15 protein-coding genes are annotated in these 19,929 nt (G+C 71.8%); 5 read left to right on the forward strand and 10 right to left on the reverse strand.

Annotation, left to right across the window (positions count from 1 at the left end):
* Positions 1-53: 53 nt before the first annotated feature.
* The 3 genes from IE262_RS15045 to IE262_RS15055 all read right to left on the reverse strand — a co-directional run bounded on the left by IE262_RS15045 (position 54) and on the right by IE262_RS15055 (position 5,279).
* Positions 54-1,760 (reverse strand): hypothetical protein, encoded by a 1,707-nt coding sequence (locus tag IE262_RS15045; protein ID WP_189874100.1) that lies wholly within the window; start codon positions 1,758-1,760, stop codon positions 54-56.
* A 129-nt stretch (positions 1,761-1,889) separates the two neighbouring features.
* Positions 1,890-3,821: a tetratricopeptide repeat protein gene (locus IE262_RS15050; protein WP_229877269.1), complete on the reverse strand. Its 1,932-nt coding sequence runs from the start codon at positions 3,819-3,821 to the stop codon at positions 1,890-1,892.
* Between the two features lie 231 nt (positions 3,822-4,052).
* Entirely contained in the window at positions 4,053-5,279 is a 1,227-nt protein-coding gene (locus IE262_RS15055; protein WP_189874104.1) for a serine hydrolase domain-containing protein, read from the reverse strand.
* Positions 5,280-5,478: 199 nt separating this feature from the next.
* Here IE262_RS15055 and IE262_RS15060 point away from each other — a divergent pair, with 199 nt between their 5' ends.
* Positions 5,479-5,952, forward strand: coding sequence for a PPOX class F420-dependent oxidoreductase (locus IE262_RS15060; protein ID WP_134039742.1), 474 nt, complete (start codon positions 5,479-5,481; stop codon positions 5,950-5,952).
* A 169-nt stretch (positions 5,953-6,121) separates the two neighbouring features.
* A complete protein-coding gene (locus IE262_RS15065; protein ID WP_189874106.1) occupies positions 6,122-6,646 on the forward strand; it encodes a hypothetical protein in 525 nt (174 codons plus the stop codon).
* An 85-nt stretch (positions 6,647-6,731) separates the two neighbouring features.
* Here the strand turns inward: IE262_RS15065 and IE262_RS15070 are convergent, their stop codons facing one another.
* The 3 genes from IE262_RS15070 to IE262_RS15080 all read right to left on the reverse strand — a co-directional run bounded on the left by IE262_RS15070 (position 6,732) and on the right by IE262_RS15080 (position 10,151).
* Positions 6,732-7,685, reverse strand: coding sequence for a hypothetical protein (locus IE262_RS15070; protein WP_229877270.1), 954 nt, complete (start codon positions 7,683-7,685; stop codon positions 6,732-6,734).
* A 183-nt stretch (positions 7,686-7,868) separates the two neighbouring features.
* The gene (locus tag IE262_RS15075; RefSeq protein WP_189874108.1) at positions 7,869-9,224 is read right to left on the reverse strand and encodes an MFS transporter; all 1,356 of its coding nucleotides are present in this window, start codon (positions 9,222-9,224) and stop codon (positions 7,869-7,871) included.
* Positions 9,225-9,485: 261 nt separating this feature from the next.
* A complete protein-coding gene (locus IE262_RS15080) occupies positions 9,486-10,151 on the reverse strand; it encodes a TetR/AcrR family transcriptional regulator (RefSeq protein ID WP_134039745.1) in 666 nt (221 codons plus the stop codon).
* 194 nt (positions 10,152-10,345) lie between these two features.
* On the opposite strand from IE262_RS15080, the gene IE262_RS15085 reads away from it, so the two are divergent.
* Both IE262_RS15085 and IE262_RS15090 read left to right on the forward strand, forming a co-directional pair.
* Entirely contained in the window at positions 10,346-11,221 is an 876-nt protein-coding gene (locus IE262_RS15085; protein WP_134039746.1) for a shikimate dehydrogenase, read from the forward strand.
* A 61-nt stretch (positions 11,222-11,282) separates the two neighbouring features.
* On the forward strand, positions 11,283-13,094 hold the full coding sequence (locus tag IE262_RS15090; RefSeq protein WP_189874111.1) for a bifunctional sugar phosphate isomerase/epimerase/4-hydroxyphenylpyruvate dioxygenase family protein: 1,812 nt from the start codon (positions 11,283-11,285) through the stop codon (positions 13,092-13,094).
* 1 nt (position 13,095) lies between these two features.
* Here IE262_RS15090 and IE262_RS15095 read toward each other — a convergent pair whose 3' ends face one another.
* A complete protein-coding gene (locus IE262_RS15095) occupies positions 13,096-14,562 on the reverse strand; it encodes a translocation/assembly module TamB domain-containing protein (RefSeq protein ID WP_189874113.1) in 1,467 nt (488 codons plus the stop codon).
* 190 nt (positions 14,563-14,752) lie between these two features.
* Here IE262_RS15095 and IE262_RS15100 point away from each other — a divergent pair, with 190 nt between their 5' ends.
* Positions 14,753-16,363, forward strand: coding sequence for an acetolactate synthase large subunit (locus IE262_RS15100; protein ID WP_189874115.1), 1,611 nt, complete (start codon positions 14,753-14,755; stop codon positions 16,361-16,363).
* Between the two features lie 52 nt (positions 16,364-16,415).
* Here IE262_RS15100 and gnd read toward each other — a convergent pair whose 3' ends face one another.
* The 3 genes from gnd to zwf form a co-directional block, all read right to left on the reverse strand.
* Positions 16,416-17,294 (reverse strand): phosphogluconate dehydrogenase (NAD(+)-dependent, decarboxylating), encoded by an 879-nt coding sequence (gnd, locus tag IE262_RS15105; RefSeq protein WP_189874549.1) that lies wholly within the window; start codon positions 17,292-17,294, stop codon positions 16,416-16,418.
* Positions 17,295-17,382: 88 nt separating this feature from the next.
* On the reverse strand, positions 17,383-18,318 hold the full coding sequence (gene opcA / locus IE262_RS15110) for a glucose-6-phosphate dehydrogenase assembly protein OpcA (RefSeq protein WP_134039750.1): 936 nt from the start codon (positions 18,316-18,318) through the stop codon (positions 17,383-17,385).
* Entirely contained in the window at positions 18,315-19,880 is a 1,566-nt protein-coding gene (gene zwf, locus IE262_RS15115) for a glucose-6-phosphate dehydrogenase (RefSeq protein WP_189874117.1), read from the reverse strand. Before zwf ends, opcA begins: the two co-directional genes overlap by 4 nt.
* Between the last annotated feature and the right edge of the window lie 49 nt (positions 19,881-19,929).

The following is a 19,929-nucleotide window of genomic DNA, read 5'->3' on the forward strand; positions in this document are numbered from 1 at the left end:
ATCACACGTCAGTGATCGCCGTCACCCGTCCCCAACCTCCGTGGACAGAACACCTAGTTCTCCCCGGCCGTGAACGCCACCTCCAGCACCCGCTCACCGGTACGGACCCGCATCCCGGAGGCGACGGCGTCCGCGGCCGGGTCCCGCGACGGCTTGGCGAGCCACCAGAGGTTGAGGGCCGAGCCGAGGAGGAGCGCGTCGAGGCGGGGGCGCGGGGTTCCCCACGGGCGGCGGGCGTGCGCCTCCAGCAGGATGCCGCCGCGCAGCCGGACCAGACAGCGGTCCTCGGCCAGCGGCGCCACCACGACGTTCAGGTGGGGGAGCCGCTCGGCGGTGCGGCGCACCCACTCGGCCGGCGGCAGCTCCGCGTCGAGGACCGTGCGCGCCATGACCTCCGCGCTCTTGGGGTGCAGCACATGGGTCTCGCGGTCGCTGATCGCGTAGAAGCCGCGCGCCTCCCGCGGGCCGAGCCCTGCGACCACCGGCCGGCGCAGCACCTCCACGGTGCCGTCGGGGAGCGGGCCGCCCGTCACGTCGTACGTGGACGGCGTGGCCCGGTGCGGGAGAGCGGGAGCGGGGACCGGCTCCGCGACGACAGGACGCGGCGGTGGGGTCAGGCCGAGCCGCTCGTAGATCCATCGCTGGAGGATCTCCCCCGACCGGCCGCGGGCGCCGAGCTGCCGGTCGACGATCTCGCGCAGCCGGTCCGGGGCGTACTCGTCCGAGGCTCGCCGCAGCTGCTCGTACAGATCGCCGCGAGGGTCGAGTCGCGGAGCCGTACGCCCGAACGCGGCGGCGGGCGAGGCCGGGTCCAACTCGTCGAGTCCCGTGGCCGCGAGGAGGACGACCCGTTTCAGGGCCGCCGAGTAGAACGATGTGCTGCCGTGGTCGCCGATCACCCAGTCCCCGGCGATGACGGTGGCCCGCCAGCCCTCCTGCGGCGGAACCACCATCAGCCCGGCGTCGACGGCCCGCGCGAGCCGCTGGTACACCCCCATCGGGGTGTGCCACGCCCACACGTTGGGGTGCAGGACGGCGGCCACGGCGAACTCGTCGGCGGGCAGTTCGGTGACCAGGCGCAGCGGCAGATCGGGCCAGCGGCCCAGCAGCGACTGCTCGCTCCACGTCGAGTGCAGCACCACGAGACGGCGGCCGCCCACGCCCAGCCGCTCGCGGTAGACATCGCGCAGCGGCAGGCTGGCGCGGATCCGGTCGAAGCAGGGGTCGCCGACGACCAGGGCACGCGGCACGGCGGGCGGGCAGCTCCGGGCCAGCCGCTCGATCTGCTCCTCGTGCGACACACCGATCGCGGTGGGCACGACCCGGCCGCGGTGCATGAGTTCCTTGCGGGACAGCCCCGCGGGTGACACCGCGTCACCGGTCGTCTCCCGCACCAGCCGGTTGTAGCCGGCGCCGTGCGGCAGTACCAGCAGCGGCGCCCGTACCCGGCGCATCGACGCGTTCACCGTGCACGCCACGGCCAGCTCGAACGGCTGCCGCACGGCCTCCCGCCACGGCAGGACACGGGTGTGCAGACCGGCCAGGTACTCCTCCAGGCCCGCGGCGAACACCGAGCCGGGATTGACCGTGTACGCGACCTCGATGCCGTCCTCGGGCCGCAGCAGCGCGAACACGTCCAGCAGCCGGGTCGCCGACGTCAGCGTGCGGACGATGCCCAGCACCCGGGCCCTGGGCTCCGGCCAGGTGTGCCAACGCTCCGACGCGGTACGCCGCTTGGCGATGCGGGGGAGCAGGTGCACGGTGATTCTCCGGCGGGCTCGGGGCGGACCGTGGGGCGAATGCGGACAAACGCGGGTAATGCGCGGTACGGGGAACGTAGTGATCGTACTGAACCGGTGCCGGGCCGACGGCGCGCGGCACCGCCGCTCTCAGGGCTTCGGCTCGTCGGGAGCCGCGCCGCCCGCCACGCTCCCCAGCTCGGCGAGCTTGTCGAGGCAGGCCTGCCGCAGAGGGGAGTCGTGGACCTGGTCCGCCAGTTCGGCGGTGAGGAGGAGGGCCTGGTTCAGCTTGGCGTACTGCTTCCGGCCGTGCGCCCGCACCGCCGCGTCGATGGCGAGCTCCAGCGCCCGGTCGTACGCCCCGAGCGCCTGGTGGGCCCGGCCCAGGACGATGCCGATCCGCATCCGCATGGCGTCGTCCTCGGGGATGCCCGCGAGGACGGAGTCGAGGAGGTCGACGGCCCGCCGGGGACGCCCGGCGGCCACCAGGGCCTGCGCGAGGTTGTAGCTCTGCACGGCGATGCCGTGCCGGTCGCCCTCGTTGGCCCGCAGCGCCCGGGTGAACAGGTCGACGGCGGCCTCCGCGTCGCCCTGCTTCATGCTGAGCAGGCCCTGCGTCTCCCAGATCACGCCGTGCAGCCACCCCTCGGCGACCAGGCCGAACAGTTCCTCCGCGCGGTCGAGCTCCGCACGCGCCTCGCCGTCCTCGTCCAGGCCCATGTGGGCGCGTGCGAGTTGGTTGCGCAGACGGATCTCGACGTCGGGGCGGGGTACGGGTGCCCACTGCGCGGCGGTGACACCGAGCCGATGGGACTCGATCCAGTCCGTGTAGTACTGGCGGCTGTGGTACAGCGCCCACAGCGATTCGCACAGCTGCCACACCGGGTCGTGCCAGTCGTGGGCCGCGGCGGCCCGCAGCACCTCCAGGAGGTTGGCGCGCTCCGCGTCCAGCCAGGCCAGCGCCTCGGCCGCGTCGGCGAACGGGGTGTCACCGGACGGTGCGGGCTGCAGCCGCCGCCGGCCGCCCAGGACGAGCCGGTCGGCGTGGGAGGTGAACTCCACGTAGTGTTCGACGAGTTGACGCAGCGCTGAGGCGCGGCGCTCCTCCGGCACGGCGGACTCCGCGTGGGCGCGTGCGTGGGCCCGTACGACGTCATGGAGCCGGAAGCGGTCCGGTTCCCGTCCGGCGGTGGGCCGGTGCGCCACCGCCAGATGGGTCGCGAGGAGATCGCCGAGGGCCTCGTCGAACCGCTCGGCGCCCGTGGCCCGGGCCACGGCCGCGGTGAACGTCGTACCGGGCAGCGAGCCGAGCAGCAGGTACAACGCCCGGGTGTGGTCCGGGAATCCGGCCAGGACCCGGTCGAAGACGCCCCAGGCCGACTCCTCGTCCTCGCCGCCCCGCAGCCAGTCGCTGTCGCCGCCGAGTTCGCGCACCACATCCTCCAGGGGTACATGGGACCGCTCCAGCAACTGCCGTCCGGCCGCCCGCAGGGCCAGCGGGGAGCCGCCGCACAGCCGGCTCAGACGGGTGGCCGCCTCCCGGGTGGCCGTGTGACGCCAGTGGCGGATCAGTTCCACCCCCGCCTGCTCGTCCAGGGGGTCGACCGTGACACAGGTCGCCCCGTCGATCTCCAGCGAGGGCAGCCGACGGCGGCTGAGGACCAGCAGGTGCCCGCCGCCCGGGACGAGCGGCCGTACTTCCGGGGCGTGCTGCACGTTGTCCACGACCACCAGCAGCCGCAGTCCGGCGGTCACCGAGCGGAACGCGCGGGACAGGCCGTTGAGCGTGGCCGGCAGCCGGTCGTTGTCCTCGCCCAGGGCGACCAGGAAGTCCCGGAGCACGGCGGCGACGTCCACGGAACCGTCACGGCGTCCGTCCGTCAGATCGGCGTACAGGTGCCCGTCGGGGAATGGGTCGCCGTCCAGGCCCGCGATCCACTGCGGCACCAGCTGCGTCTTGCCGACACCGCCGAGACCGCTGAGCGAGATCAGCCGGGAGGACTCCATGGCGTGGGTCAGTTCGGTGAGTTCCCGGGCCCGGTTGACGAACAGTCCGATGCGCGGCGGAAGTTGCCGAGGCACGGGGCGTCGCTCGCTGGTCGCGACATGAAGGGAGTTGATCATCGAGGCCTGGACGACAGGGCCGTGTATCACGGCGTCCCCCGACACCGTGTTGTGAACCGTCCGCCCGCCGTCCCCGCGCCCGAGGTTGTCCACTGGCTCCCTTTCCGCGCCGCCGCCGATCCGTGCGGGCCCAGCGTATTGCCCGAGCGCACCGCGCGTCCCACCCGTCACCGAGCGGTCGCACGTGGCTCAGCCCACCACCGCCTCGTGCACCAGCCGCCGCAGCTCGGGGAACACCGCGTTGGAGGAGGTGGGCCGCACCTGGGTCATGAACTGGACCGTCAGGTCCCGCGCCGGGTCGACCCAGAAGGTCGTGGTGGCCACACCGCTCCAGCCGAACGTGCCCCGGGACGACGGGGTTTCGGTGACCTCGGGGTCGATGACGACCGATACGCCCAGGCCGAAACCGACGCCCGTGTTACCGGGCAGCCGGTGGGGTGCACTGCCGAAGGAGTGCAGGTCGGCGTTGCCGGGGAGGTGGTTGGCGGCCATCGTGCCGACGGATTCCGGGGAGAGCAGGCGGGTGCCGTCGAGTTCGCCACGGCGGCGCAGGAACTCCATGAAGCGGTGGTAGTCACGGGCCGTGGCGGCCATGCCCCCGCTGCCGGACAGGAAGCGCGGGCGGCCGTGCAGCGGGAGGCCGGGGATCGGGGTGATGCCGCCGTCGTCGGTCTCGCCGTACAACTCCGCCAGCCTCGGGGCCTGTTCGGGGGTTACGCGGAAACCCGCGTCCGTCATGCCCAGCGGGCCGAAGATCCGCTCGGCGAAGAACGCGTCGAGGGGCAGGCCCGAGACCACCTCGATGACCCGGCCGAGGACGTTCGAGGCGACCGAGTAGTTCCACTGCGTGCCCGGCTCGAACTGCAACGGCAGGCTCGCGTACACGTCGCACGTGCGGGCCAGGTCGGCGCCCGAGGGGACGGAGTTCTCCAGGCCCGCGTCGCGGTAGAGCGCGTCGACCGGGTGGGCGTGGTAGAAGCCGAACGTCAGGCCCGAGGTGTGGGTCATGAGATGGCGGATCAGGATCGGCCCCTGTGCGGGGCGGGTCACGGTCTCGCTGCCGGAGCCCGACACGTACACCCGGGGCTCGGCGAAGGCCGGGATGTACCGGGACACCGGGTCGTCGAGGGCGAGGCGGCCCTCCTCCACCAGGATCAGCGCGGCCACCGAGGTGACCGGTTTGGTCATCGAGTAGATCCGCCAGATGGTGTCGGTCTCCACGGGGAGTCCGGCCGCGCGGTCCCGATGGCCGTACGTCGTGAGGTGCGCGACACGGCCGTGCCGGGCGACGGAGACCAGGTAGCCGGGCAGCCGGCCGTCGTCGACCAGGTGGGCGAAGCGCTCGTCCAGCCGGGCCAGGGACTTCGGGTCGAGGCCAACCGATCCCGGCTCCACCTCTTGTCGCAGTGGTCCCATGATTCACCTCCGGTGCGGCCCGGGCCAGGGCTCACGAACGTCCTTCCTCCTCATGCTCTCTCACGGGCGGTGAGTCAACCGTGTTCGGGGTTCCCGGTCCGGCAGCCTGGAGCACCAGGTGGACGTCGGCGTCGATCAAGGAATACGTCGATCGAGGAATACGTGGAATCCCCGCGGACGTTCGGCCGTTGGTCAGGACATGAACCAGGATGCGAAGGAAGCCGACGGAGTGCCCGACGCCGCGCGGGACGCGCAGAACGCACTGCTCGGGCTGCTCTCCCAGTACAACGGCGGAGTGCTGGTGACCCTCAAGGCCGACGGCCGCCCCCAGCTCTCGAATGTCAGCCACGCGTACTCCCCCGACGAGCGGACGGTGCGCGTCTCGATCACGGACTCCCGCGCCAAGACCCGCAACATGCGCCGGGACCCACGGGTGTCGTACCACGTGACCAGCGACGACAGATGGGCGTACACGGTCGTCGAGGGCACGGCCGACCTGACCCCGGTCGCCGAGGACCCGTACGACGAAACGGTCGAGGAGCTGATCCGGCTCTACCGCGACGTCAGCGGTGAGCACCCCGACTGGGACGACTACCGAGCGGCGATGGTCCGGGACCGCCGGCTCGTCCTGCGGCTGCGGGTGGAGCGGGCGTACGGGGTGCCCAGGCGTTAGGCACCGATCCGGCACGTGTGCCGCCATGCCATGGGGTGATGCGCCTCAGCCGGGCGAGTGACAGCGGCCACCGCACGCTGCTACCGGGCGCGCCCGGTGTCCCAGGATCGGTGCCCCACGTCTGTGCCGTGCGATCGGCTCGACCACGGCTGTCCGAGGAGTCCATCCCATGCGTTCACGCGTCATCGCCGTCATGGCCGCCGCGGTCGCGGCCACTGCGGCCCTCGCGCAACCCGCCCACGCCGCCCCGCTCGTCGACGGGGTCTACCGGTTCGCGGCTCTCAAGGACGGCACGTGCCTGGTCTGGCCCAAGGCGAACGTGAGTACCGGCCCGGTGACGCTGGGCGCCTGCACGGACAACGCGTCCACCTCGGCGAACTGGCAGGTACGGCAACGCCCCAACGGAACGATGGAGGTCTCCGGGGCCGGCTCGAACCCGCGCACCTGCCTGAGGGTGACGACGGAGCACACCGTGATGGTCGGCAACAACTGCGCTGACAAGTACACCGAGTGGACCGTCTCCTACGGCTCCGCCGGGCCCGGCAGCGTGGTGTGGGCCGACATCGAACACACCCCCGGCGACCGGTCCGGCTCGTGGGGGAGGCTGGTGGACAGTTCCGACGCAGCCGGTCGACTCGTGGTGAGGCAGGCCTCCATCGAGCCGCACTACTGGACGTTGCAGCAGGTCAGCTAGGTGCAGCCGCCGGAGCCCCCGCCGTCCGCCCGTGTCCCGGGCGGCCGTCGGACCGGCCGCCCGGAACGTGGGGTCTTTGGAACGCTCAGACGCGGTACGGATTGCGCAGGTAGGTCAGACTCAGATCGCCCGTGTTGCCGAAGTACTGGGAGACCAGATACGCGGGATCGGTCGCGATCACGCCCGCCTGGAGGTCACTGCCGTCGTTCGTGTCGTCCCAGGCCCAGGGAGCGTGCGCCGCGTTGTCCTTGCCGTTGTCGCCGCGGAACGCGCCCCACGTGGCGTACGTCTCCGTGTTGGTGCGACGGCCCCAGAGGCTGTCGGCGGCGGTGAGGTCGGTGAGTCCGTAGCGCGCGTCGCGGTCGTTGCCGCCGGCCGGGACCGAGCCCCCAGCGCGGCTCGGCTTGTAGACGATGCCGTCGCCGCCGGGGAAGTCGGCACCGTTCCAGGCGTAGGCACCGTGACCGCGCGCTTCCTGGAAGCTCGTCGGGTGCGCCGCACCGTCGTGGTTCCGCATGACCAGGGTGCCGTCGATGTTCTCGCGGCCGTCGGTGAAGGGGCTGCCGGGCGGCGTGTACGAGTAGAAGTTGTCGTGCGCGAGCGTCACGACGGCCTGGAGGGTGCCGTACTCACTGCCGTCCTTGCGGATGACTTCCACCTGGCCCTCCATGTCGTTCTCGTGCGAGAAGAGGTTCAGCGGGTAGTCCTTCCAGTCCCGTGGGTGGAAGAAGCCGTAGGTGATGTACCAGTGCGTCCGGGTCTCGGCCACCGAGTAGTACACGGTGCCGGTCAGCCGTGAGGCGTTGGCGTCGAGGTTCTCCCAGTTGTTGAGGGTGTTCCAGTCGCCGTCGTAGTTCACCGGCGCCAGGTAGTCGGCGGTGTAGTACGCCGACGAGGTGTCCTGGTAGTGCAGGGGCGCCCAGCGGTAGGCGAGGTCGGTGTCACTGGGGGCGGCGTGGGCGGGCGGGGCGAGGAGCAGGGTGGCGGCGCCCACGCACGCGGCCGACAGGGTCGCCAGGGCGGATCTCCAACGGGGCACGACGGTCCTCCGGTAGGGGAGCGGGGGGTGGCGACTCCCCATGATCGGGACCGGCGGGCCCCGTGCACAGCCCTGGTCAGGAATGTTCAACCCAGGGGTGCGATTGTTCACCCGTGTTCACCCGGGCGCTGCGGACCGTACCCAAGTCCCCCTCGCCCCCCGGAGGTTGCGTCCGTCGGGCGCTCAGGCCGCGATCGTCTCCCGGCCCGCGTTCTCGCGCGGTGCGCGCTCGCCGAGGAGTTCCGTCGGGACCTTGTGGGTCTCGCGGGCGGTGAGGGTGGCGAGGACCGGCGGGACGCACAGGGCGGCGGTGAAGAGGGCCACGGCGGACCAGTCGTCACCGTTCGGGCCGGCGATCTGCGCGGCGAACGTCACGGCGAACCCGGCCACCGCGAAACCGATCTGCGTGCCGATGGCCATGCCGGAGAGGCGGACGCGGGTGGAGAACATCTCGCCGTAGAAGGAGGGCCAGATGCCGTTCGCGGCCGAGTACACCACGCCGAAGGTCAGGACGCCGAGGAGCAGGACCAGCGGGTACGAGCCGGTGGAGATCGCCCACAGGTAGACGAACATCAGGATCGCGCTGCCGGCGGAGCCGACCAGGAACACCGGGCGCCGGCCGATACGGTCGGACAGGACGGCCCACGCCGGGATCGCGCCGAGCGCGACGAGGTTGGCGAGCGCGCCCACCCACAGCATCGACGAGCGGGACAGCCCCACCGAGTCGCTCGTGCCGTACGCCAGCGCCCACACCGTGAAGATCGTGGAGACCGACGCGACCAGCGCGCCCGCGATGACCCGCAGTACGTCCGCCCAGTGCGAGCGCAGCAGTTCGGCGAGCGGCAGTTTGGCCACGCCCTCGGACTCGACCTGCTGGGTGAAGGCCGGGGTCTCCTCCAGAGTGCGCCGGATGACGTAGCCGACGACGGCGACCGCGATGCTCAGCCAGAACGGGATCCGCCAGCCCCAGGACAGCAACTGCTCCTCCGGGAGCGCGGCGACCGGGATGAAGACCAGGGTGGCGAGCAACTGCCCGCCCTGGGTGCCGCTGAGGGTGAAGCTGGTGAAGAAGCCCCGGCGGTTCGGTGGTGCGTGTTCCAGGGTCATCGAGTTGGCGCTGGCCTGCTCGCCCGCCGCCGAGATGCCCTGGAGGACACGGCAGACCACGAGGAGGACGGGCGCGAGCGTGCCGATCTGGTCCCGGGTCGGCAGACAGCCGATGAGGAACGTCGACAGCCCCATCAGGATCAGCGTGAAGACCATGATCTTCTTGCGGCCGAGCCGGTCCCCGAAGTGCCCGAGGAAGAGCGCGCCGATCGGCCGTGCCGCGTACGCGACACCGAACGTGGCCAGCGACAGCAGGGTCGCCGTGGCCGGGTCGGACTCGTCGAAGAAGACCTCGGGGAAGATCAGGGCGGCGGCGCTGCCGTAGATGAAGAAGTCGTAGTACTCCAGGGCGCTGCCGATCCACGCGGCCGTCGCGGCTTTCCTGGGCTGGCCGGGCGGCGCGTCGAGGGGTGCGGCGGGGGCAGACGACACGGCGTGCTCCTTCGAGGGGGCTCCACCGTAGGCGGAGCGAGCGGAGGGGAGAAGTGCCGGATCCCCGGGGTGAAGGGCCGGCCGCGCCGGGGGCTGCGACGTCACCTGCTGCCCCGGCTAATTAACCCACTGGATAGTTAGTAGTGGTTGGGCAGTGATGTTGCGCTCAGGTGTCCGGGGTGTCAAGAGGTCGCGTCGAAGGGCGTTCGCGGCGGGCCGGGGCGCGCGGTCGCGCAGGGGCCAGGCCCGTCGTGGAGCGGCTCAGTCCGAGGCGCGGTCCGCCGTCAGATAGGCGATGACCATGTCACCGAGCATGGTCCGGTAGTGCTCGCGTTGGTCGGCGGCGACCAGATCGCGGCCGAAGAGGGCGCCGAACGTGTGCCGGTTGGCGACGCGGAAGAAGCAGAACGAGCTGATCATCGCGTGCAGGTCCACGGCGTCCACGTCCGCGGTGAACAGGCCCGCCTTCCGGCCCGACGCCAGGATGCGGCGGATGACCTCCAGTGCGGGGGAGCCGATGCGGCCCAGCTCCTCGGAGGCGGCGATGTGTTCCGCCTCGTGGATGTTCTCGATGCTCACCAGGCGGATGAAGTCGGGGTGCGCCTCGTGGTGGTCGAAGGTCAGCTCGGCCAGTCGGCGGATGGCCGCGACCGGGTCCAGGTGCTCGACGTCCAGCTCCTGCTCGGCCTGCCGGATCACCGAGTACGCACGCTCCAGAACGGCCGTGAACAGCTGCTCCTTGCCGCCGAAGTAGTAGTAGATCATCCGCTTCGTGGTGCGGGTGCGGGCCGCGATCTCGTCGACGCGCGCCCCGGCGTACCCCGCGCGGGCGAACTCCGCGGTCGCCACGTCGAGGATCTCGGCCCTCGTGCGGGCCGCGTCGCGCAGCCGCCCGCCGGAACGGGCCGGCTCGTCGACAGTGGTCATCGGATTCCTCGGATTTCTCGGCGTCCTTCGGTCGGGGCGGCCCCCGGCGGTCGAGGTCCAGTGTCCGCGATGAAGGGCTTCCAGTGCCCGTGATTCTAGAAGCAGGTGGTTCCCAGAAAGTCCGGGGCCTGATATGACTAACGAACCAGTTCGTACATTAGTCGCTCAGTAAGCCCCCCGCAGGAGGCCCCGCCGTGCCCCAGGACTCGTACCTCGTCGGTCTCATCGGGTCGGGCATCGGGCCCTCGCTCAGCCCCGCACTGCACGAACGCGAGGCCGACCGGCAGGGCCTGCGCTACATCTACCGCCTGATCGACATCGACACCCTCCGTACCGGACCCGAGTCGGTGGGCGACCTCGTACGGGCCGCCCGCGACCTGGGCTTCGACGGGCTGAACATCACGCACCCGTGCAAGCAGCTCGTCATCGAGCACCTGGACGCGCTGTCCCCGGGGGCCGAGGCGCTCGGCGCGGTCAACACCGTCGTCTTCGAGGACGGCCGCTCCATCGGCCACAACACGGACGTCACCGGCTTCGCGGCCTCCTTCGCCCGCGGCCTGCCCGACGTCCCGCTGGAGCACGTGGTGCAACTGGGCGCCGGAGGCGCGGGCGCGGCCGTCGCCCACGCCACGCTCACCCTCGGCGCCGGGCACATCACCGTCGTCGACGCGATGCCCGACCGGTCCGCCGACCTCGCCGCCTCCCTGAACCGGCACTTCGGCACCGGCCGCGCGGCCGCCGCGACCCCCGACGCCCTGCCCCGGCTGCTGGCCGGCGCCGACGGCGTCGTCCACGCGACACCCACCGGGATGGCCGCCCACCCCGGCCTGCCGTTTCCGGCGGAGCTGCTGCGGCCGGGGTTGTGGGTCGCCGAAGTGGTCTACCGGCCGCTGGAGACGGAGCTGTTGCGCACCGCCCGAGCGGCCCGCTGCGCCGTTCTGGACGGGGGCGGGATGGCGGTGTTCCAGGCCGCGGACGCGTTCCGCCTCTTCACCGGCCGGGAGCCGGACACCGCCCGGATGCTGGCGGACATCACCGAGTTGACCGGCGTTGCGCGTATCCGCAACTGAGCGCCGCCCCGCGGCCCCTCGGGCGCGTTACCGGATCCCAAGCCCTGAAGGAGCACCGTCCATGCGTACCTCCATCGCCACCGTCTCGCTCAGCGGATCGCTCACCGAGAAGCTCACGGCCGCCTCCCGGGCGGGATTCGACGGCGTCGAGATCTTCGAGAACGACCTGCTCGCCAGCCCCCTCACCCCCGAGGACATCCGCGCCCGCTGCGCCGACCTGGGCCTGAGCATCGACCTCTACCAGCCGATGCGCGACATCGAGGCCGTGCCGCCCGAGGAGTTCGCCCGCAACCTGCGGCGCGCCCGCCACAAGTTCGAGCTGATGAGCCGCCTCGGCGCCGACACCGTCCTCGTCTGCTCCAGCGTCTCCCCGCTCGCCGAGGACGATGACGCGCTCGCCGCCGCCCAGCTGAGCCAACTGGCCCAGCTCGCCCAGGACTTCGGTATCCGCGTCGCATACGAGGCGCTGGCGTGGGGGCGGCACGTGAACACGTACGACCACGCCTGGCGCATCGTCGAGGCGGCCGGCCATCCGGCGCTCGGCACCTGCCTGGACAGCTTCCACATCCTCGCCCGCGGCTCCGACCCCAAGGACCTCGAAGGCCTCGCGGACATCCCCGGCGAGAAGATCTTTTTCCTGCAACTCGCCGACGCCCCGCTCATGGCGATGGACGTCCTGCAGTGGAGCCGCCACTACCGCTGCTTCCCCGGTCAGGGCGGCCTCGACGTCACCGGCCTGCTGCGGCACGTCATCGCCGCCGGATACCGGGGGCCGCTGTCCCTGGAGGTCTTCAACGACGTGTTCCGGCAGGCCGAGGCGGGTCCCACCGCCGTCGACGCGCACCGCTCCCTCCTCGTCCTGAAGGAGGCGGCCGGCCTGGCCGCGCTGCCCGCACCCGTCGTCCCCACGGGGGCGGCCTTCGTCGAACTCGTCACCGCCGACGCCGAACCCGCCTCCGCGCTCCTCGGCGCGCTCGGCTTCGCCCGGACGGCCCGCCACCGCAGCAAGCCCGTGGACCTGTGGCAGCAGGGCGAGGCCCGCGTCCTCGTCAACACGGGCCCGGCCGCCCGGCGCCACGGCACCTCTCTCGCCGCCGTCGGCCTGGAGTCCCCGGATCCCGCCGGAGCGGCCCGCCGCGCCGAGTCCCTCCTCGCCCCCGTACTGCCGCGCCGCCGCGCCCCCGGGGACGCGCCCCTCGACGCGGTGGCCGCCCCCGACGGCACGGAACTCTTCTTCGTCGCCACGGACCCCGTGGCCGCTGAAGGCGAGCCCGAACTCCCCGACTGGCGCGCCGACTTCGTGGACGTCCCGCACCAGGACGCCACCCCCCACGGAGTCACCCGCATCGACCACCTGGCCCTCACCCAGCCCTGGCACGAGTTCGACGAGGCGGTCCTCTTCCACCGCAGCGTGCTCGGACTGCACGCCCAGGAGAGCGTCGACGTCGCCGACCCCTACGGACTGCACCGCAGCCGCGCCGTCAGCAACGCCGACGGCAGCGTCCGCATCGCCCTCGGCGTCGGCCCCGCTCCCACCGACGACGGCGCCCGCGCCCAGCACATCGCGCTCGCCACCGACGACGTGGTCGCGACGGCCCGCGCGTTCCTTGCCGCCGGCGGCCGACTGCTGTCACTGCCCGCGAACTACCACGACGACCTGGCCGCCCGGTACGCGTTCGCCGACGGGGAGCTGGAGACGTACCGAGAGCTGAGCATCCTCTACGACCGGGACGCGCACGGCGAGTTCCGGCACTGCTACACCCACACCGTCGGCCGCGTCTTCTTCGAACTCGTCCAGCGCGACGGCGGCTACCGCGGCTACGGCGCCCGGAACGCGCCGGTCCGGCTGGCCGCGCAGCACGCCGCGCGGTGACTCAACTACGGCTGACGGACCTGGTCACACCGGCGAGGACCGTCGTGGCCAGAATCCAGCCCGTGATGATCAGGACGTAGGACAGCGTCTGATACCAGCCCTGCGGGGCGAACGCGCCCTCCTGGCCGAAGGAGATCACCGGCAGCAGCAGGTCGAGCGTGTAGAACACCGGGTCGAACTGCGGGGCCTCGGACGGCTTCAGCGGGGGCGGGTGGTGCAGCCCGTACGCGGCCGAGCCGACGGCGAGCAGCGACAGCAGCCAGACGCAGGCCCGCAGCGGGCGGAAGCCGTAGCCGACGGTCGCGTCCTGGACGTGGCCCCACAGGCGGCCGTACCAGGCGAGCGTGGAGCGGTGGCGGCGCTGCTTGGCGAGTTGCACGAGGCGGGCCGCTTGGTCGTCGCCGATGCGGCGGTAGGCGGCGGTCAACTGCTCGTAGGCGTGCGGGACATAGCCCTCGCGGTCCCGTTCCAGCATCGGCAGGCGGCGCTCGGCGGGCTCATGGGGGATGAGCGTGGTGTAGCCGAGGTTGTTGAGGAGGACCACGTCCGGCACCGCCTCCGGTTCCAGGAACAGGACGTCGATCTGGGTGCGGCGCAGATTGAGTCTGCCGTCCAGCGACGCGCTGCCCCGCAGCCAGAGTTCCCCGAACACGGAGCCGCTCGCCCGCAGCGCCGCGTCGCCGGGGTTCGACAGACGGATGTGCGACAGGTCGAGGCGGCCCGCGACACGGGCGCCGCCCAGGCCGATCCAGCCGTGCGCCTCCAGGCGCCGCATGAGGACATTGCCCTCCACGACAAGGGTCTGCGCGTCGAGGACGGCGTGGCCCGGGTGGTGGAGCCGCGCCCCGTTGAGGTCGACCGATCCGGAGACGGCGGCACCGTCGAGCCGTATCTCGCCGTGCGTGCGCAGCCCGGGCGCGCATATCTCGTCCTCGATGGTCGCCTGCTTGAGTTGCAGGACGGGCTGCGGTCCGTCCGAGGCGGTGAGCTCCGCCCCCTCCAGGAACAGCGTCCCCGAGATGTGCGCCCCGCCGAGGCGCACCGGGCCGCGCACCCGGCAGCCTGTCAGCCGCAGGCTGCCGTCCACTCTGGCACGCGCCGAGGCCAGGCCGGGAAGCACGGAGCCGGTCAGGTTGAGGTAACTCAGGTGGGCGCCGGAGAGATCGGGAGCGTCGTCGAAGCGGCACTGGCTCAGGCGTACGACGCTGTCGACCGTCGCGTACCGCAGGTCCAGGACGCCGGTGATCCGGGCACCGGCGACCTTGAGCGCGGCGACCTCCCCCTCCTGCCGCGGAGCCTTCAGCAGCAGCGCCCGCAGCACGCTCGCCCGTACGGTCCGCTCCGGCCCCCCGTCACCGCCGGGCACGGCGTCCTCGTCCTCGACTGTACGGAAGTCCACGGCCTCGCCCCGGGGGAACGCCCGCCACACCCGCGCCTCGGCCGGCGTCAGATCGTTGATCTCGCTCACGCCGGGACTCTGACGTGACCCCTCCGGGCTGTCAACTCGCCGTGGCTGTCCGAAATCCCGGCTGACACCGCGCCCGGAACGCCATGAGACTGGCACCCCGCGCACCCGCACCACACACACCATTCACCCACGCCACCCACACCCACCCTGCACCCTCAGTCGAACGCACCCGACGCGGAGGCGGACCGCCATGCCGAACGGAGCGCAGATCCTCATCGAAGGCCTCGTGGACGCGGGCGTCGAGGTGTGTTTCGCCCATCCCGGCACCTCCGCGGCGCACATCGTGGCCGCCCTGGACGACGTGCCCCGGATGCGGCCCGTCCTGTGCCTCGTCGAGGGGGTCGCCACGGGCGCCGCCGACGGCTACGCGCGCATCGCGGAGAAACCGGCCTGCACGCTTCTGCATCGGGGCGCGGGCCTGGCGAACGGACTGGTCCACCTCCACAACGCCCGGCGCGCCGGCACCCCCGTCGTGAACATCGTCGGCGACCACGCGCCGCGGCACCACCGCCTCGACGCGCCCCTGGAGTCCGACATCACCTCTCTGGCCCGCACGGTGTCCGGCTGGACCCGGCGCACGTATCAGGTCACCGAACTGGCGGGGGACGTCGCGGAGGCGGTCGCGGCGGCGTACGGACCTCCCGGCGCGGTGGCGACCCTGGTCGTGCCCGCGGACGTGTCCTCGTCGGAGGCGGACAAGAGCTCCGGGACGGGCCGGGGCGAGGTTGCGGAGTTCCTTCAGGAAGGCCCCAGGTCCCGGACGGGTGCCGTGTCCTCGGCGGCCGTGGCGGCGGCCGCCGAGGTGCTGCGGTCCGGGGAACCGGCCGTCCTCCTCCTCGGCGGCGCCGCCACCCACGGCCCCGGACTGCACGCCGCCGCCCGTGTCGCCGCGGCGACGGGCGCCCGGCTGCTCTGCGAACCCTTCCCGGCCCGGCTGGAGCGCGGCGCCGGACTTCCCCCGGTCGAGCGGCTCGCCTGCGGAACCGCCGACGCCTTCGTCCAACTCGCCGACGTACGGCACCTGTTGCTGGCGGGCGCCACGACACCGGCGGCCTTCGCCGCGTATCCGGATCAGCACGGCCGCCAGGTACCGGCCGGCCGCCTCATACCGGACGGCTGCGAGGTGCGGTCGCTGGCCGAGGGGAGGGAGGACGTGACGGCGGCGCTGGAAGCACTGGCGGGTGCCTTCGATCCCCCGCGTCCCGTTCCGCAGAAGTCCCCCCGTCGTCCCGGACGCCCCACCGGTGAGCTCACCGCCGAGTCGGCCGCCGCGGCGATCGGCGCGCTGCTGCCCGAGGGAGCGATCGTCGTCGACGAGTCGAACACCGCGGGACTGTGGCTGCCGGACGCCACCGCGGGCGCTCCGCCGCACGACTGGCTGACCCTGACCGGCGGCGCCATCGGCCAGGGACTGCCCGCGGCGGTGGGCGCCGCGCTGGCCGCCCCCGACCGGCCCGTGCTCGCCCTGGAAGCGGACGGCAGCGCGATGCACACCCCCCAAGCACTGTGGACGATGGCCCGCGAGGAACTCGACGTCACCGTCGTCGTCTTCGACAACCGCTCCTACTCCGCCCTCGGCCTGGAGCTGATGTCCACCGGCGCCGACCCCCACGGGGAACGGGCCGCCGACCTCCTCGAACTGTCCCGGCCCGACCTGGACTTCGTCGGTCTCGCCCGCTCCCTGGGCGTCCCCGCCGAACAGGCCACCACCGCGGAGGAGTTCACCGCCCTGCTGAACCGGGCCCTCGCCGAGCCCGGCCCCTACCTCGTCGACTGCGACGTACCGCGGGCGGGAGTTTGACGACAGGACCTAGGTGTTCCGTTTCCGCGCCCTGTCCTGGTGGGCGGGGAAACTACGGGGACGACTCGACCGCGTGGCCGCCGAACTGGTTGCGGAGCGCCGCGATCAGCTTCATCTGGGGGGAGTCGTCCTGCCGGGAGGCGAAGCGGGCGAACAGGGACGCGGTGATCGCCGGCAGCGGCACCGCGTTGTCGATCGCGGCCTCCACCGTCCAGCGCCCCTCACCCGAGTCCTCCGCATAGCCGCGCAACTTCTCCAGGTGCTCGTCCTCGTCGAGCGCGTTGACCGCGAGGTCGAGGAGCCAGGAGCGAATGACCGTCCCCTCCTGCCAGGAGCGGAACACCTCGCGCACGGACGTCACGGAGTCCACCTTCTCCAGCAGCTCCCATCCCTCCGCGTACGCCTGCATCATCGCGTACTCGATCCCGTTGTGGACCATCTTCGCGAAGTGCCCGGCGCCCACCTTGCCGGCGTGGACGTACCCGTACGGCCCCTCCGGCTTGAGCGCCTCGAAGATCGGCTGGAGCCGCTCCACATGCTCCTTCTCACCGCCGACCATCAGCGCGTAGCCGTTCTCCAGGCCCCAGACGCCGCCGGACACACCCGCGTCCACGAAACCGATGCCGTGCGCGGCCAGCTGCTCCGCGTGCTTCTCGTCGTCCGTCCAGCGCGAGTTGCCGCCGTCGACGACCGTGTCACCGGGGGACAGCAGGCCGGCCAGCTCGTCGACGACCGACTGTGTGGGACCGCCCGCGGGCACCATCACCCACACCACCCGCGGACCGTCCAGCCTCTCCACGAGTTCGTGCAGGCTGCTCACATCGGAGACTTCGGGATTGCGGTCGTAGCCGACGACGGTGTGGCCCGCGCGGCGGATCCGCTCGCGCATGTTGCCGCCCATCTTGCCGAGGCCGATGAGACCCAGCTGCATCGCTGCCATGTCAGTTCACTTCTCCTTGAACGTTCCGAAGACTGCGGTAGACCGTCACGAGGGCATGGGGACCTCGGACATGGGGACCTCAGACATGGGGGGCGGTCTCCCTGGTGCGCTCGCCCCGCAGGGCGACGGCGTACATCTCGTCCGCGTCGAGCCGGCGCAGCTCCTCGGCGATCAGCTCGGACATGGGGCGCACCTTCAGGGCGAGGGTGCGCGCGGGCTGGCCCGGCAGGGCGAGCGTGGCCAGCGGGCCCTCGGGGCGGTCGATGACGATCTCGCCCTTCTCGGTACCGAGACGGACCCCGGTCACCACCGGTCCGGCGGTGACCACCCGCTCGACGGGCGCCCTCAGCCGCACCTGGAGCCAGCGCGCCAGCAGCTCGGCGCTCGGGTTCTCGGCCTCGCTCTCGACGGCGGCGGACGTGATCTCCGTGTGGGCCTGGTCGAGGGCGGCGGCCAGCATCGAGCGCCACGGGGTGAGCCGGGTCCAGGCCAGGTCGGTGTCGCCCGGCGCGTACGAGACGACTCGCTGCTCCAGTACGGCCATGGGGTTCTCGACGGCGTACAGATCGGTGATCCGGCGCTGGGCCAGGGCGCCGAGCGGGTCCTTCGAGGGCACCTCGGGCGCGTTCACGGGCCACCAGACGACGACCGGCGCGTCCGGCAGCAGCAGCGGCAGGACCACGGAGTCGGCGTGGTCGGCCACGTCGCCGTACAGCCGCAGCACGACCGTCTCCCCGGTGCCCGCGTCCGCACCCACGCGGACCTCGGCGTCCAGGTGGGACCTGGTGCGGTCGCGAGGGGTGCGGGCATGCCGCTTGATGACGACCAGAGTGCGCGAGGGATGCTCGTGCGAGGCCTCCTCGGCGGCCTTGAGCGAGTCGTAGGCGTTCTCCTCGTCGGTCACGATGACCATCGTCAGGACCATGCCCACGGCGGGGGTGCCGATGGCCCGGCGTCCCTGCACGAGCGCCTTGTTGATCTTGCTTGCCGTGGTGTCGGTGAGGTCGATCTTCATGGCCTGCGCCAGCTCCGTCCGTCTCGTATGAGCATCTCGTCGGCTTCCTCGGGACCCCAGGTGCCCGAGCGGTACTGCGCGGGCCCGCCGTGCCGCTCCCAGTGCTCCTCGATCGGATCGAGGATCCGCCAGGACTCCTCCACCTCCTGATGGCGGGGGAACAGGTTGGCGTCGCCGAGCAGTACGTCCAGGATCAGACGTTCGTACGCCTCCGGGCTGGACTCCGTGAACGACTCGCCGTACGCGAAGTCCATCGACACGTCCCGGATCTCCATCGAGGTACCCGGCACCTTCGACCCGAAGCGCACCGTCATGCCCTCGTCGGGCTGGACGCGGATGACCACCGCGTTCTCGCCGAGTTCCTCGGTGGCGGTGGTGTCGAAGGGGGAGTGCGGGGCACGCTGGAACACGACCGCGATCTCCGTCACCCGGCGGCCCAGGCGCTTGCCCGTCCGCAGATAGAAGGGGACGCCCGCCCAGCGGCGGTTGTCGACCTCCAGCTTGATCGCCGCGTACGTGTCGGTCCGCGACGTCGGGGCTATGCCCTCCTCCTGGAGATACCCGGGCACCAGCTCGCCGCCCTGCCAGCCGGGCGCGTACTGACCGCGCACGGTGTGCGCCCCGAGGTCCTCCGGCAGCCGTACGGACCTGAGGACCTTGAGCTTCTCGGTGAGCAGCGACTCGGCGTCGAAGGCGATGGGCTCCTCCATGGCGGTCAGCGCAAGGAGCTGGAGCAGGTGGTTCTGGATGACGTCACGGGCCGAGCCGATGCCGTCGTAGTAGCCGGCGCGGCCGCCGATGCCGATGTCCTCCGCCATCGTGATCTGGACGTGGTCGACGAACGACCGGTTCCAGACCGGCTCGTACATCTGGTTGGCGAAGCGCAGCGCCAGGATGTTCTGGACGGTCTCCTTGCCCAGGTAGTGGTCGATACGGAACACCTGCTCCGGGTCGAACACCTCGTGCACGACCGCGTTCAGCTCGCGGGCACTGGCCAGGTCGTGACCGAACGGCTTCTCGATGACCGCACGCCGCCAGGAGCCCTCCGGCGCGTCCGCCAGGCCGTGCTTCTTCAGTTGCCGGACGACCTTCGGGAAGAACTTCGGCGGCACGGAGAGATAGAAGGCGAAGTTGCCACTGGTGCCGCGGTAGGCGTCCAACTCCTCGACAGCACTGCGCAGTTGCTCGAACGCGCCGTCGTCGTCGAAGTCGCCCGGCACGAACCGCATGCCCTCGGCGAGCTGCGTCCAGACCTCCTCACGGAAGGGCGTACGGGCGTGCTCGCGCACCGCGTCGTGCACCACCTGCGCGAAGTCCTGGTCCTCCCAGTCGCGGCGCGCGAACCCGACGAGCGAGAAGCCCGGCGGCAGCAGACCGCGGTTGGCCAGGTCGTACACGGCCGGCATCAGTTTCTTGCGGGACAGGTCACCGGTCACCCCGAAGATGACCAGGCCCGAGGGGCCCGCGACACGGGGGAGCCGGCGGTCGCGGGGGTCGCGCAGGGGGTTGGCCCCACGGATCTCGACAGCGTCCACGAAGCGTTCGGATGTCTGCGCACTCATCTTCAAGGAGTCCTCACGGAATGGAATGCCATTGCCGGTTCGCCTTCAA

The organism is Streptomyces bluensis (assembly GCF_014650715.1).
Lineage (GTDB): Bacteria > Actinomycetota > Actinomycetes > Streptomycetales > Streptomycetaceae > Streptomyces > Streptomyces bluensis.

Bases quoted from the DNA above. Each gene is read 5' to 3' on its own strand.
- IE262_RS15065 (WP_189874106.1), top strand. From the start codon at position 6,122: ATGCGTTCACGCGTCATCGCCGTCATGGCCGCCGCGGTCGCGGCCACT.
- gnd (WP_189874549.1), bottom strand. From the start codon at position 17,294: ATGCAGCTGGGTCTCATCGGCCTCGGCAAGATGGGCGGCAACATGCGC.
- opcA (WP_134039750.1), bottom strand. From the start codon at position 18,318: ATGAAGATCGACCTCACCGACACCACGGCAAGCAAGATCAACAAGGCG.
- IE262_RS15100 (WP_189874115.1), top strand. From the start codon at position 14,753: ATGCCGAACGGAGCGCAGATCCTCATCGAAGGCCTCGTGGACGCGGGC.
- IE262_RS15080 (WP_134039745.1), bottom strand. From the start codon at position 10,151: ATGACCACTGTCGACGAGCCGGCCCGTTCCGGCGGGCGGCTGCGCGAC.
- IE262_RS15090 (WP_189874111.1), top strand. From the start codon at position 11,283: ATGCGTACCTCCATCGCCACCGTCTCGCTCAGCGGATCGCTCACCGAG.
- IE262_RS15060 (WP_134039742.1), top strand. From the start codon at position 5,479: ATGAACCAGGATGCGAAGGAAGCCGACGGAGTGCCCGACGCCGCGCGG.
- zwf (WP_189874117.1), bottom strand. From the start codon at position 19,880: ATGAGTGCGCAGACATCCGAACGCTTCGTGGACGCTGTCGAGATCCGT.
- IE262_RS15055 (WP_189874104.1), bottom strand. From the start codon at position 5,279: ATGGGACCACTGCGACAAGAGGTGGAGCCGGGATCGGTTGGCCTCGAC.